The following is a 14,053-nucleotide window of genomic DNA, read 5'->3' as shown; positions in this document are numbered from 1 at the left end:
CACAGCTGGTTTTCTTCCCACCGGGTCAGTCCAGAGCGCGTCCCCGGTTGCCCGGCCGGGAGGCGACCCAGGCCCGCACGGTGTCCACGTACCAGAAGGGCTTGCCGCCCTCGACATGATCGGGCTGGGGCAGCAGTCCGTGCTTGCGGTAGGACCGTACGGTGTCCGGCTGCACCTTGATGTGCGCCGCGATCTCCTTGTACGACCAGAGCCTTCGGTCGGTCATGAGTTGCACCTCCCTGCGCGCGCGGGGGTCGGCGGCCGGGAGGCCGCCCGGGGGAAGCCCGGCGCTGCGCTGGCGATCACCAAGCCTGTGCCCGGTGAACGACGGTCGGTGACTGTGCGGGTGTGGCTGTTGACGGCGTGTGACGCAAGACCCGCGTACGCGCGACATGCGTGACAGAAAAGGGGAGTTTGTGACACAGGTGAAGCAAAGGAGGCTGCGGGGCTCATGGGAGGGGCGCGTTGACAAACGCCCCGAGGCCGCCGACGGACGGCGAGCCGGGCCCGCGCCGAGCGGCCCGACCGGTTCCCGCTCCCCGCCGTCCCCCGCAACGACCAGAACGCCCGAAGCCCCCGAAGTGCCGGACGCCCCAGCGGCATCGGGAGCGCCCGCAGCATCCGGAGCGCTCTGAGCGGTCGAGGTGCTGCAAGGCCCGGAGCGGCCGGAGATCGCCGGATCGACCGGCGGACCTCCGGCCTGTGCCGGCCCTGGTCCGGACCGGGTGCGTACCGCGCTCGCCGTCATGGGTGCGCACGCCGGAAGCGGTGACCGCAGCCCACCCGGGGGCGCGGGGAACTGCGCGACCGGCCGGCCACCACCGCCGGACGAAGGAGCGGCTAGGCCCCGCACGACCTCAGAAACGCCCGCGTCCGCTGCGCGATGGGCAACGGCGCGTCCGGCTCGCACGGATACATGTCCTGTTCGACGATCGCGAACAGATCGACGTCCAGCTTCTGCGCCGCCTCCAGCACGGGCCCCAGCGCCGGCACCCCGGTCGGCGGCTCGCACATCACGCCCCGCGCCACGGCCGGCCCGAACGGCACCTGGTTGGCCCGCACGTCCGCCAGGATCTCCGGGTCGACCTGCTTGAGGTGCAGGTACCCGATCCGCTCGCCGTACGTCTCGATCAGCTTGACGCTGTCGCCGCCGCAGTACGCGTAGTGCCCGGTGTCCAGGCACAGCGACACCAGGTCGGAGTCGGTGCCGTCCAGGAAGCGGACGACGTTCTCCTCGCTGTCGATGTGGGTGTCGGCGTGCGGGTGGACCACGATCTGGAGGCCGTACCGCTCCCGCACCTCCTTGCCGAGCCGCTCGGTCAGCGAGGTCAGGTTGCGCCACTGCTCGGGGGTGAGGGTGTCCGGCTCCAGTACCTCCCCGCTCTTGTCGTCCCGCCAGAACGACGGGATGACGACCAGATGCTTCGCGCCCATCGCCTGGGCGAGCACCGCGTTGTCCGCGACGTGCGCCCAGGTCTTCTCCCAGACGGCCTCACCGTGGTGCAGGCCGGTGAAGACCGTGCCCGCCGACACCTTCAGGCCGCGCTTCGACGTCTCCTCGGTGAGGAGAACCGGATCGGTCGGCAGATACCCGTAGGGGCCGAGCTCGATCCATTCGTAGCCGGACTGCGCGACCTCGTCGAGGAAGCGCTGCCAGGGCACCTGGGCGGGATCGTCCGGGAACCAGACGCCCCAGCTGTCGGGGGCGGATCCGACACGGATGCGGGAAACACCGGAAACTGGTGACTGAGGTGACAACGACGTCATGGGCGTCAGCGTGCTGTCTCACCGAAGAGGGTGTCAAGGCCTGGTCCGAATGTCTGGACAAAACATTGACAGGGCCCGCCGTGCGGGGCTACAAAGCCGTGAGAGCCGATACGGGGCGCCTGCCGGGACGTCCACGAGCGGCGTCTCGGGCCGACTCGATGAACGAGCCGATGTGAAGGGAACTCGATGGCGTACGACCTGATCACCATGGGGCGGATCGGGGTGGACCTCTATCCGCTCCAGACGGGCGTCCCACTCCCGCAGGTCACGTCCTTCGGGAAGTTCCTGGGGGGATCGGCGACCAACGTCGCGGTCGCCGCCGCCCGCCTCGGCCGGGACACGGCGGTGATCTCCCGCACCGGTGACGACCCTTTCGGCACCTACCTGCACGAGGCGCTGCGCGGCTTCGGGGTCGACGACCGCTGGGTCACCCCCGTGCCCGGCCTGCCGACGCCCGTCACCTTCTGCGAGGTCTTCCCGCCGGACGACTTCCCGCTGTACTTCTACCGGCAGCCCAAGGCGCCGGACCTGGAGATCGACGCCCACGAACTCGACCTCGACGCCGTCCGCGAGACCCGCATCTTCTGGGTCACCGGCACCGGCCTGAGCGAGGAGCCCAGCCGTACGGCGACCCTCGCCGCCCTGGCCCACCGGGCCAGGGCCGGCACCACGGTCTTCGACCTCGACTGGCGCCCGATGTTCTGGAGCCACCCCGACACCGCCCGCCCGTTCTACGTCGAGGCCCTCAAGCACGCCACCGTCGCCGTGGGCAACCTGGACGAGGTGGAGGTCGCCACCGGAGTGCGCGAGCCCCGGGCGGCGGCGCAGGCACTGCTGGACGCCGGCGTCGAACTCGCGGTGGTCAAGCAGGGCCCCAAGGGCGTCCTGGCCGTCAACAGCAAGGGCGAGTCCGCCGAGGTCCCGCCGCTGCCGGTGAACGTCCTGAACGGCCTCGGGGCCGGTGACGCCTTCGGCGGCTCCCTCTGTCACGGTCTGCTCGCGGGCTGGGACCTGGAGAAGATCATGCGTCATGCCAACGCCGCGGGCGCCATCGTCGCCTCCCGGCTGGAGTGCTCCTCCGCGATGCCGACGCCGGACGAAGTGGAAGCGGCGCTCAATGCGGGTGCCGTCCTGTGACGACCGTCGACATCTCCGAACTGGTCCGCCTGCGCACGCAGTACCCCGAGGCGATCGCCGAGGCGGCCGCCCGACGCCCGCGCAGACCGCTGGTGGGCGACTCCGGCCGCCTGATGATCGTCGCCGCCGACCACCCGGCCCGTGGCGCGCTCGGCGTCGGCGGCGACAAGCTCGCCATGGCCAACCGGGCCGGTCTGCTCGAGCGTCTGTGCCTGGCCCTCTCCCGGCCCGGCGTCGACGGCGTCCTCGCGACCGCCGACATCCTGGACGACCTCCTCCTCCTCGGCGCCCTCGACGGCAAGGTCGTCATGGGCTCGCTGAACCGCGGCGGCCTCCAGGGCTCCGTCTTCGAGCTCGACGACCGCTTCACCGGTCACCGCCCGGAGGACATCGAGCGGATGGGCTTCGACGCGGGCAAGCTGCTCGTGCGCATCGACTACGACGACCCGGGTTCGCTCACCACCCTGGAGTCCACGGCCCGTGCCATCGACGACATGGCCGCCCGCCGGCTCCCCCTCTTCGTCGAGCCGTTCATCAGCCGCCGCACCCCCGACGGCAAGGTGCGCAACGATCTCTCCGCCGAGGCCGTCACCAGGTCGATCGCCATCGCCTCGGGTCTGGGCGGCACCTCCGCCTACACCTGGCTGAAGATCCCGGTCACCGACAACCCCGACGACATGGCCGAGGTCATGCAGACGTCCACGCTGCCCGCCGTCCTGCTGGGCGGCGAGGTCGGCGACGATCAGGACGGCGCGTACGAGAAGTGGCGCGGAGCACTGCAACTCCCCACCGTGCGGGGCCTGGTGGTCGGCCGTTCGCTGCTCTACCCGGCGGACGGGGATGTCGCCGCCGCCGTGGACACCGCCGTAGGACTGCTGTGAGGGCCGCATGACGCACACAGAGCCGCACCACGACCTGTACATCCCGCACGGCACCACCACCGGCGCCGACTACACGCTCGACATCGACCCGGAGCGAGCCGGCTGGGGCTACTGCGGTCTGCGGATCGTCGAGCTGGCGCCGGGCGGCACCCACCACTTCACCACGGGTGACAGTGAGTGGATCGTGCTTCCGCTGGAAGGCGGATGTACCGTGCAAACGGCCGGTGAAGAGTTCCAACTCCTGGGCAGGGACAGCGTTTTCGCGTCGGTAACCGACTTCGCGTACGTTCCCCGTGACGCCCGGGTCCAGATCGCCTCCGGCGCGGGAGGCCGCTTCGCCCTGGCAGGAGCGAAGTGCGAGCGACAACTCCCCGCCCGCTACGGCCCCGCGCCGGAGGTCCCCGTCGAAGAGCGCGGCAGCGGCAACTGCGCACGGCTGGTGCGCAACTTCGCCTCCGCCGACGCCTTCGACTGCGACAAGCTGATCGCCGTCGAGGTGATCACCCCCGGCGGCAACTGGTCCTCCTATCCGCCGCACAAGCACGACGAGCACCGGCCGGGCGAGGAGGCCGAACTCGAGGAGATCTACTACTTCGAGATCGACGGCCCGAACGGATTCGGGTACCAGCGCGTATCCCCTTCACGCGAAGGCGGATCCGACGTCCTCGCCGAGGTCCGCTCCGGCGACGCCGTACTCGTCCCCGACGGCTGGCACGGCCCGGCCGTCGCCCAGCCCGGCCACGCCATGTACTACCTGAACGTCATGGCGGGGCCGGGCGAGACACGGGAGTGGCGGATCTGCTTCCACCCGGACCACGTAGAGAGCACAGGGGGTTACCGATGACGGCGCAGACCTCGACGACGAGACTGACGGTCGCCCAGGCGCTCGTCCGCTTCCTCGCCGCCCAGTACACCGAGCGCGACGGCGTACGGCAGCGGCTGATCGGCGCGACCTGGGGCATCTTCGGCCACGGCAACGTCGCGGGCCTCGGCCAGGCGCTGGTCGAGTACGGCGACGACATGCCGTTCCACCAGGGACGCAACGAGCAGTCGATGGTCCACGCGGCCGTCGGCTACGCCCGCCAGTCGAACCGGCTGTCCACCCACGCGGTGACGACGTCGATCGGCCCCGGCGCGACCAACCTGGTCACCGGCGCCGCCCTGGCGACCGTCAACCACCTCCCGGTCCTGCTGCTGCCCGGCGACATCTTCGCGACCCGCGTCGCCGACCCGGTGCTCCAGCAGCTCGAGGTCCCCTACGCGGGCGACGTGTCGGTCAACGACACGCTGCGCCCGGTGTCGAGGTACTTCGACCGCGTCACCCGCCCCGAGGCCCTCATCCCGGCGGCCCTCCAGGCGATGCGCGTCCTCACCGACCCGGTGGAGACGGGCGCCGTCACCCTCGCGCTGCCCCAGGACGTCCAGGCCGAGGCCTACGACTGGCCCGACGAGTTCTTCGCCGAGCGGACCTGGGCCGTCCGCCGTCCGGGCGCCGACCCGGCCGAGCTCGCGGAGGCGGTCCGCGCGATCCGTGCCGCCCGCCGCCCGCTGATCGTCGCCGGCGGCGGAGTCCACCACAGCCGCGCCGAAGAGGCCCTTGCGGAGTTCGCCGAGGCCACCGGCATCCCGGTCGCCTCCACCCAGGCCGGCAAGGGCTCGCTGCGCTACGACCACCCCCAGGACGTGGGCGGCGTGGGCCACACGGGCACGGCGACGGCGGACGAACTGGCCCGCACGGCGGACCTGGTGATCGGCGTGGGCACCCGGTACACCGACTTCACGACCGCCTCGAACACCCTGTTCGCGGCCGACGGCGTCCGCTTCCTCAACCTCAACATCGCGCCCTACGACGGCCACAAGCTCGCCGGTCTGCCGCTCGTCGCGGACGCCCGCAGCGGCCTGGGCGAGCTGACCGCGGCCCTGCGGACACACGCCCACCGGGTCACGGACGCCTATGTCACCGAGTACTCCGAGGACAAGGAGCGCTGGGAGCAGCGCGTCGACGCCTGCTACGAGGCCGAGGAACCGGACGTACGGCCCACGCAGCCGCAGGTGCTCGGCGCCCTGGACGCCCTCGCCGACGAGTCCGACGTGATCATCAACGCGGCCGGTTCACTCCCCGGTGACCTGCACAAACTGTGGCGCGCCCGGTCCCGGGACCAGTACCACCTGGAGTACGGCTACTCCTGCATGGGGTACGAGATCCCGGCCGCGATCGGCGTGAAGCTGGCCGCTCCGGAGCGCAACGTCTGGGCGCTGGTCGGCGACGGCACCTACCTGATGATGCCGACGGAGATCGTGACGGCCGTGCAGGAGGGGATCGCGATCAAGATCCTGCTCGTGCAGAACCACGGCTACGCCTCGATCGGCGGTCTCTCGGAGTCGGTGGGCGGCGAGCGGTTCGGCACGGCGTACCGCTTCACCTCGCAGGACGGCACCTTCACCGGGGCCCCGCTGCCCGTCGACCTGGCCGCCAACGTGGCCAGCCTCGGCATGCGCGTGCTGCGCGCGAAGACCGTCCGCGAACTGCGCGAGGCCCTCGCCGAGGCGCGCCGCGCCGACACTCCCACATGTGTCTACGTCGAGACGGAAACGGCCGACACTGTGTCGGGCCCGCCGCCCGCGCAGGCCTGGTGGGATGTACCTGTGGCCGAGACCGCGACCCGACCGTCCGCGGTGAAGGCACGTGAGCTGTACGAACGGCACGTCTCTACCCGACGCCGCCATCTGTGAAGGAGTACTCGGTCATGACGAAGATCGTCAACCACTGGATCGGCGGCAAGACCGTCGAAGGCGCGTCGGGTACGTACGGGCCGGTCACCGACCCGGCGACCGGCGCCGTCACCACGAAGGTCGCGTTCGCGACCGTCGACGAGGTCGACGCGGCGGTCGCCGCCGCCAAGGACGCCTATGCCACCTGGGGCACGTCGTCCCTCGCCAAGCGCACCACGATCCTGTTCAAGTTCCGGGCGCTGCTCGACGCGCACCGGGACGAGATCGCCGAGCTGATCACCGCCGAGCACGGCAAGGTGCACAGTGACGCGCTGGGCGAGGTCGCGCGCGGTCTGGAGATCGTGGACCTGGCGTGCGGCATCACCGTGCAGCTGAAGGGCGAGCTGTCGACCGAGGTGGCCAGCCGGGTGGACGTCTCGTCCATCCGCCAGCCGCTGGGCGTCGTCGCGGGCATCACACCGTTCAACTTCCCGGCGATGGTCCCGATGTGGATGTTCCCGATCGCGATCGCGACCGGCAACACCTTCGTGCTGAAGCCGAGCGAGAAGGACCCGTCGGCTGCCCTGAAGCTCGCCGAGCTGCTGGCTGAGGCCGGCCTCCCGGACGGCGTCTTCAACGTCGTCCACGGCGACAAGGTCGCGGTGGACCGTCTCCTGGAGCACCCGGACGTCAAGGCCGTGTCGTTCGTCGGCTCGACCCCGATCGCCCGCTACATCCACACCACCGCCTCGGCGAACGGCAAGCGCGTCCAGGCGCTGGGCGGCGCGAAGAACCACATGCTGGTGCTGCCGGACGCCGACCTCGACGCGGCGGCGGACGCGGCCGTCTCGGCGGCCTACGGCTCCGCGGGCGAGCGCTGCATGGCGATCTCCGCGGTGGTGGCCGTCGGCGCGATCGGCGACGAGCTGGTGCAGAAGATCCGCGAGCGCGCCGAGAAGATCAAGATCGGTCCCGGCAACGACCCCACCTCAGAGATGGGTCCGCTCATCACGAAGGTGCACCGCGACAAGGTGGCGTCCTACGTCACGGGCGCGGCGGCCGAGGGCGCCGAGGTCGTCCTGGACGGCTCCGGCTACACGGTCGAGGGCTTCGAGGACGGTCACTGGATCGGCATCTCGCTCCTCGACAAGGTCCCGACGACCGCGAAGGCCTACCAGGACGAGATCTTCGGCCCGGTCCTGTGCGTGCTCCGCGTGGACACCTACGACGAGGGTGTGGCCCTCATCAACGGCTCCCCGTTCGGCAACGGCACGGCGATCTTCACCCGGGACGGCGGCGCGGCCCGTCGCTTCCAGCTGGAGATCGAGGCCGGCATGGTCGGCGTGAACGTCCCGATCCCGGTCCCCGTCGGCTACCACAGCTTCGGCGGCTGGAAGGACTCGCTCTTCGGCGACCACCACATCTACGGCAACGACGGCACCCACTTCTACACCCGCGGCAAGGTCGTCACGACCCGCTGGCCGGACCCGGCCGACGGTCCCGGCGGCGTGGACCTGGGCTTCCCCCGCAACCACTGAGGCCCCGACGCGCCCTGTCCCCTCGCGAGGGGACAGGGCGCGTTCGTGTCACTGTGCGGCGCCGGCGTCCTTGATCGCCTCGGTGAGGTCGCCGGTCTGCGCGGCCGGCGGGGCCTTCAGCTCGGTCGTCGCGCCGAACTTCTCCGTCGTAGGCGTACCCGTCGCCCCAGGAGCACGTTCCGTCCCTCGCGATCGGGGCGCCGCGCATGCCCGATCAGTGGTCATCCCGACCTGCGCGGACGATCTGATCGGCCCGGTCGTCCGCCCGCGTCAGCGCGGCCGGGATCGCCTCGCTGCGGTCCACGACCCGGCAGCCTTCTCGCCGGCCCCCTCGGCCGCCTTCGCGCCGCATCCCGCGGTCGCCACGAGCGCCACCATCGCGGCCCCCGCCCAGGCGGCGGCACTGTGTCTCGGCTGCGTTCGTCCCCACCCCTGTGCTTCCTCTGCGATCCCAGAACCCTGGCGGGACACACTGACGCGTCCGTATGCCGAACGTCGCCCCACTTTTTTGCCGTCCGCCCTGCGGTTCCCGCACGCCCCAAGGAGGCGGAACTGTCCGACGGAACTGCCATATCCGTGCCTCAAGGCCGCTCGTCGCAACGGATTCCGTAGGTGAACACCTATTGACGCACCGGTTTCCGTCGGGATTCCATGCAGCCGCCGGGAGCGGACGAACGACGTACGACCAAAGCCGCCGGAGGCGATAGCGCTCCCGCCCTCACCCCGCCGCACGAGTCGATCGGAATAGCCGCATGACCGACACGCTCCCCCCTGTCGAGACCGCCCTTCCCCAGGCCCCCGACAGTCCCCAGAAGCTCAAGCGCTCCATCGGAGTCGTCGGCGGCACCCTCCTCACCCTCTCCTGCGTCACCCCCGCCTCCACCCTCTTCGTCGTCGTCCCGGATCTCTTCGGCTCGCTCGGCACCGCGACCGCCCTCACGATCGCGATCGGCTCGCTGCTCTGTATCGCCGTGGCGTTCTGTTACTCGGAGCTGGGCACGCTCATCCCCAGCGCGGGCGGCGAGTACGCCATCGTCTCCACGCTGGCCGGCCGGCTCGCCGGATGGCTGGTCTTCGTGCTCTCCCTGCTCGTCGTCATGATCGTCCCGCCGGTGATCGCGATGGGCACGGCCGACTACCTGGCTCCGATCGTCCATCTCGACCCCTCCTTCGCCGGCGCCGCCGTCATGCTGCTCGCCACCCTCGCGGGCCTGCTCGACCTGCGCGCCAACGCCTGGATCACCGGCGTCTTCCTGGTCCTGGAGGTCATCGCGGCGGCCGTCGTCGCGGTGCTGGGCTTCGCCCACGGCCACCGCGGCGCGGGCAGCCTCGTCTCGATGCAGGTCGCCGGCGGCGGCGGCCACACCGACACCGTCACCGCCATGCTGGTCGTCTCCGGCCTCGCCATCGCCCTCTTCGTCACCCAGGGCTTCTCGACCGCCGTCTACCTCTCCGAGGAACTGGAGAACCCGCGCCGCAACGTGGCCCGCACGGTCCTCGCCACCCTCGCCATCTCCTCCGTGATCATCCTGGTCCCGGTCGTCGCCATCACCTTCGGCGCCTCTGACCTCAGCGAGCTCACCGGCGGCGACATCAGCGCCATGGTCACCGCCTGGTCCAACTCGGCTGTCGGCACCTTCGTCAGCCTCTGCGTGGCGCTCGCGATCATCAACGCCGGCATCGTGATGGTCATCCAGAACTCCCGCGTCCTGTTCGCCTCCGCCCGCGACAAGGCCTGGCCGCAGCCCGTCAACGACGTCTTCTCCAAGCTCGGCCGCTTCGGCTCCCCCTGGGTCGCCACCCTCGCCGTCGGCATCCCGGGCGCGCTGCTCTGCTTCGTGAACCTGGACACCCTGTACGGCGTCACCGGCGTCTCCGTGACCGGCATGTACCTGCTCGTCGCGGTGGCCGCCCTGCTCTCCCGGCGCGGCCACCACCGGCACGCCCACGCCTGGCGCATGCCCCTGTGGCCGGTGCTGCCGGGCCTGCTGATCGTCGTCCTCGGCTACATCCTCACCCAGCAGGAGACGACCTACCTCGTGTGGACCGGCGGCATCACCGCCGCCGCCACCCTCTACTGGGCTTTCTATCTGCGCCCCCGCCGCGACACCCGCTGGCTGGTGTCGATCCCGGAGGACGCGCGGACCTGACGCGTACCGCGACCGGTGTACGCCGGCTCCCCGCCGTACGCCGCCGGGATGGTGCCGGGTTCGGTCTACGGTCGACAACTCGACGACAGTTCGACCCCGTACGGTTGAAGCATGGATCTTCGACTGCCCGGTCTGCGAGGACCACGGCGGCCACGACGGATCGTCTCCGCCGTGGCCGCCGTGGTCGTACTCGCCGGTGCCGGTACCTGGACGGCCGTCGCCTCCGACGACGACACGCCCGCGGTGCACCAAGCCGAGCGGGTCATGACGGTGGACGGCGTACGCCTGGACACCTCCTACTTCACCTCCGGCGCCGCCGGGCGCCGCCCCGCGGTCCTCCTCGGGCACGGCTTCGGCGGCAGCAAGGACGACGTACGCCGGCAGGCCGAGGACCTCGCCCGCGACGGATACGCGGTGCTCACGTGGTCGGCGCGCGGCTTCGGCAGGTCCACCGGCAAGATCGGGCTGAACGACCCGAAGGGCGAGGTCGCCGACGTCTCGAAACTGATCGACTGGCTCGCGAAGCAGCCACAGGTGCGGCTCGACAAGGCCGGCGACCCGCGGGTGGGCGTGGCCGGCGCCTCCTACGGCGGCGCGATCTCCCTCCTCGCCGCGGGCTACGACGACCGGGTCGACGCGATCGCCCCCGCGATCACCTACTGGAACCTCGCGGACGCCCTGTTCCCCGACGGTGTGTTCAAGAAGCTGTGGGCCGGCATCTTCGTCAACACGGGCGGCGGCGCGGCCCGCTTCGAACCCGCGCTGGCCGCGATGTACAACCGTGTCGCCGAGTCCGGCGCCCCCGACACCGCCGCCCGCGAGCTCCTCGAGGAGCGCTCGCCGTCCGCCGTCGCCGACCGCATCAAGGTCCCCACCCTGCTCGTCCAGGGCCAGACCGACTCCCTCTTCACCCTCGCCCAGTCCGACGCGGCCGAGAAGGCGATCCGCGCCAACGGCGCCCCCGTCGACGTCGACTGGATCTCGGGCGGCCACGACGGCGGCGACCTGGAGGGCGACCGCGTCCAGACCCGCGTGCGTACCTGGTTCGACCGCTACCTCAAGGGCGACAAGGCCGCCGACACCGGCCCCGCCTTCCGCGTCACCCGCACCGGCGGCGTCGACTCCACCGACGGCGCCGCCCGGCTCCGGGGCGCGAGCGCGGACAGCTACCCCGGCCTGCGGAACGGCGAGCGCTCGTTCCCGCTGACCGGCCGCCGCGAGGAACAGTCCTTCACCAACCCGCCCGGCGCCAGTCCGCCCGCCGTGTCGGCCCTGCCAGGACTCGGCGGCGGCGGACTCTCCCGGCTCTCCTCCCTCGGCGTCGGCGTCTCCCTCGACTTCCCCGGCCAGTACGCCGCCTTCGACTCCGCCCCGGTCACCGGCGACCTGCGCGTCACCGGCTCCCCGACGGTCACCGTCCATGTGAAGTCGACGTCCGACACCGCCGTGCTCTTCGCCAAGGTCTACGACGTCAGCGGCGCCGGCAGCCAGGTGCTGCCCTCCCAGCTCGTCACCCCGGTCCGCGTCGAGGGCGCCGAGGCGGGGAAGGACGTCACGATCACGCTCCCGGCGATCGACCACAAGGTCGAGGAGGGCCACCGGCTGCGCCTGGTCCTCGCCTCCACCGACCTCGGGTACGCCTCCCCGGTGACCCCGGCGACGTACACCGTCGCGATGAAGGGCGACCTGAAGGTCCCGACCGCGCCCGCCGTGACGACCGCGGCCGCACCGCTCCCCGCCTGGGTGTGGTGGCTCCCCCTCGCCGGCGCGGTGATCGCGCTGGCCCTGCTCCTCACGACCCGCCGCCGCACCGCGGGACCCGCCCCCGACCCCGCGCTCGCCGAGGTCCCGCTCCAGATCACCGACCTGAGCAAGAAGTACGCCAACGGCGACCGCTACAGCGTCCGCGACCTGTCCTTCCGCGTCGAGAAGGGCCAGGTCCTCGGCCTCCTCGGCCCGAACGGCGCGGGCAAGACGACGACGCTGCGCATGCTGATGGGTCTGATCGGCCCCGACGGCGGCGAGATCCGGGTCTTCGGCCACGCCATCCGCCCGGGCGCGCCCGTCCTCTCCCGCGTCGGGTCCTTCGTCGAGGGCGCCGGCTTCCTCCCGCACCTGTCCGGCCGGGAGAACCTCGAGCTGTACTGGCAGGCCACCGGCCGCCCCGCCGGCGACGCCCACCTGGAGGAGGCCCTGGAGATCGCGGGTCTCGGCGACGCCCTGGCCCGCGCGGTACGCACGTACTCGCAGGGCATGCGTCAGCGCCTTGCCATCGCCCAGGCCATGCTCGGCCTCCCCGACCTGCTCATCCTGGACGAGCCGACCAACGGCCTCGACCCGCCGCAGATCCGCGAGATGCGCGAGGTGATGATCCGGTACGCGGCGGCCGGCCGCACGGTCATCGTCTCCAGCCACCTCCTGTCCGAGGTCGAGCAGTCCTGCACGCACCTCGTGGTCATGGACCGGGGACGGCTGGTCCAGGCGGGCCCGGTCGCCGAGATCGTCGGCTCCGGCGACACCCTCCTCGTGGGCACCGCCACCCCCGTCGAGGAGCCGGTCGTGGAGAAGATCGCCGCGCTGGCGGGCGTGGCCTCCGCGGCCCCCACCGCCGAGGGCCTGCTGGTCCGCCTGGACGCCGACGGCAGTGCCCGGCGCCTGGTCGCCGACCTCGTCCGGCTCGACGTGCCCGTGGAGGCGGTCGGCCCGCACCGCCGCCTGGAGGACGCCTTCCTCACCCTGATCGGAGGTTCCGCATGAGCACGCTCACCGAGGTCGCCTCCGGCTACCAGGCGGGCCGCACCCTGCCGCTGCGCGTCGAGCTGGTCCGCCAGCTCAAGCGCCGCCGCACGCTGGTCATGGGCGGCATCCTCGCCGTCCTGCCGTTCGTCCTGCTCATCGCCTTCGCCATCGGCGGCGAGCCCGGCGGCCGCAACGACCAGGTCACCCTGATGGACACGGCGACGGCGTCCGGCGCCAACTTCGCCGCCGTCAACCTGTTCGTCTCCGCGGGCTTCCTCCTGGTCATCCCGGTCGCCCTGTTCTGCGGGGACACGGTCGCCTCGGAGGCCGGCTGGTCCTCGCTGCGCTACCTTCTCGCCGCCCCCGTGCCCCGGGCCCGCCTCCTGTGGTCCAAGCTCGTCGTCGGTCTCGGCCTCAGCCTGGCCGCGATGGTCCTGCTGCCGGTCGTCGCCCTCGCCGTCGGCTCCGCGGCCTACGGCTGGGGTTCCCTGGAGCTGCCCACGGGCGGCGCACTCGACCCGGGCACTGCGGCCCAGCGGCTCGTGGTCGTGGTCGGGTACGTCTTCGTCTCCCAACTGGTCACCGCGGGGCTCGCGTTCTGGCTCTCGACGAAGACCGACGCCCCGCTCGGCGCGGTCGGCGGCGCGGTCGGCCTGACCATCGTCGGCAATGTCCTGGACGCCGTCACCGCCCTCGGCGACTGGCGCGACTTCCTGCCCGCGCACTGGCAGTTCGCCTGGGCCGACGCCGTCCAGCCCACCCCCGAGTGGTCCGGCATGATCCAGGGCACCGCGGTTTCCGTGACCTACGCCCTGGTCCTCTTCGCCCTGGCCTTCCGGGGTTTCGCCCGCAAGGACATCGTCTCCTAGGTCACCGGAGGATCACCCACCGGTCCCGAAGGCCCGCTCCCGTGCCCGGTTCGAGACGGATCCGCAACCCCCCGGGTCGCACGTTCCAGCCCCCTGTCCCGTCACCGTCACCGTCACAGACGTCGACGGACACAGGGGGCACGCACATGAAGACACACCGGACGATCGAGGAGCTGTACCGCACCGCACGTGACACGGCGGGTCAGACGTGAAGCGGCGGGCCACCGGAGAACCGGTGACCCGCCGTCGCGGTACGTCAG

The 14,053-nt window shown here is 71.6% G+C and carries 11 protein-coding genes; 8 read left to right on the top strand and 3 right to left on the bottom strand.

The genetic code is table 11. From position 1 onward, the window contains the following. Positions 1 to 25: 25 nt before the first annotated feature. Together QF030_RS16405 and QF030_RS16400 are read right to left on the bottom strand one after the other, a co-directional pair. Positions 26 to 226 carry a helix-turn-helix transcriptional regulator gene (locus tag QF030_RS16405; RefSeq protein WP_171397394.1) on the bottom strand — a complete coding sequence of 67 codons (201 nt, stop codon included), beginning with the start codon at positions 224 to 226 and terminating at the stop codon, positions 26 to 28. Between the two features lie 614 nt (positions 227 to 840). Further along, complete coding sequence (locus tag QF030_RS16400; RefSeq protein WP_307163422.1) at positions 841 to 1,767, bottom strand: sugar phosphate isomerase/epimerase family protein; 927 nt, start codon at positions 1,765 to 1,767, stop codon at positions 841 to 843. Between the two features lie 186 nt (positions 1,768 to 1,953). Here QF030_RS16400 and iolC point away from each other — a divergent pair, with 186 nt between their 5' ends. Genes iolC through mmsA form a run of 5 tightly spaced genes read left to right on the top strand, consistent with a single transcriptional unit; the run spans position 1,954 to position 8,035 of the window. Further along, positions 1,954 to 2,904 (top strand): 5-dehydro-2-deoxygluconokinase, encoded by a 951-nt coding sequence (gene iolC / locus QF030_RS16395; RefSeq protein WP_307163421.1) that lies wholly within the window; start codon positions 1,954 to 1,956, stop codon positions 2,902 to 2,904. After that, entirely contained in the window at positions 2,901 to 3,785 is an 885-nt protein-coding gene (locus tag QF030_RS16390) for a Cgl0159 family (beta/alpha)8-fold protein (RefSeq protein ID WP_307163420.1), read from the top strand. Before iolC ends, QF030_RS16390 begins: the two co-directional genes overlap by 4 nt. Before the next feature lie 7 nt (positions 3,786 to 3,792). Beyond that, positions 3,793 to 4,629, top strand: coding sequence for a 5-deoxy-glucuronate isomerase (gene iolB / locus QF030_RS16385; protein ID WP_307163419.1), 837 nt, complete (start codon positions 3,793 to 3,795; stop codon positions 4,627 to 4,629). Continuing rightward, entirely contained in the window at positions 4,626 to 6,518 is a 1,893-nt protein-coding gene (iolD, locus tag QF030_RS16380; RefSeq protein ID WP_307163418.1) for a 3D-(3,5/4)-trihydroxycyclohexane-1,2-dione acylhydrolase (decyclizing), read from the top strand. Before iolB ends, iolD begins: the two co-directional genes overlap by 4 nt. Positions 6,519 to 6,532: 14 nt before the next feature. Continuing rightward, positions 6,533 to 8,035: a CoA-acylating methylmalonate-semialdehyde dehydrogenase gene (mmsA, locus tag QF030_RS16375; protein WP_307163417.1), complete on the top strand. Its 1,503-nt coding sequence runs from the start codon at positions 6,533 to 6,535 to the stop codon at positions 8,033 to 8,035. A gap of 48 nt (positions 8,036 to 8,083) precedes the next feature. On the opposite strand, the gene QF030_RS16370 is transcribed toward mmsA, so the two are convergent. Further along, on the bottom strand, positions 8,084 to 8,260 hold the full coding sequence (locus QF030_RS16370; RefSeq protein ID WP_307163416.1) for a hypothetical protein: 177 nt from the start codon (positions 8,258 to 8,260) through the stop codon (positions 8,084 to 8,086). Between the two features lie 527 nt (positions 8,261 to 8,787). On the opposite strand from QF030_RS16370, the gene QF030_RS16365 reads away from it, so the two are divergent. The 3 genes from QF030_RS16365 to QF030_RS16355 all read left to right on the top strand — a co-directional run bounded on the left by QF030_RS16365 (position 8,788) and on the right by QF030_RS16355 (position 13,793). Beyond that, the gene (locus QF030_RS16365; RefSeq protein WP_307163415.1) at positions 8,788 to 10,185 is read left to right on the top strand and encodes an APC family permease; all 1,398 of its coding nucleotides are present in this window, start codon (positions 8,788 to 8,790) and stop codon (positions 10,183 to 10,185) included. A 111-nt stretch (positions 10,186 to 10,296) separates the two neighbouring features. Beyond that, on the top strand, positions 10,297 to 12,942 hold the full coding sequence (locus QF030_RS16360) for a CocE/NonD family hydrolase (protein WP_307163414.1): 2,646 nt from the start codon (positions 10,297 to 10,299) through the stop codon (positions 12,940 to 12,942). After that, positions 12,939 to 13,793 carry an ABC transporter permease gene (locus QF030_RS16355; protein ID WP_307163413.1) on the top strand — a complete coding sequence of 285 codons (855 nt, stop codon included), beginning with the start codon at positions 12,939 to 12,941 and terminating at the stop codon, positions 13,791 to 13,793. The genes QF030_RS16360 and QF030_RS16355 overlap by 4 nt, the downstream gene beginning before the upstream one ends. Positions 13,794 to 14,053 lie beyond the last annotated feature (260 nt).

Source organism: Streptomyces rishiriensis (genome assembly GCF_030815485.1).
GTDB classification, from domain to species: domain Bacteria; phylum Actinomycetota; class Actinomycetes; order Streptomycetales; family Streptomycetaceae; genus Streptomyces; species Streptomyces rishiriensis_A.
Note: the sequence above shows the minus strand (reverse complement) of the source record. Positions and strands in the feature narration are given on the sequence as shown.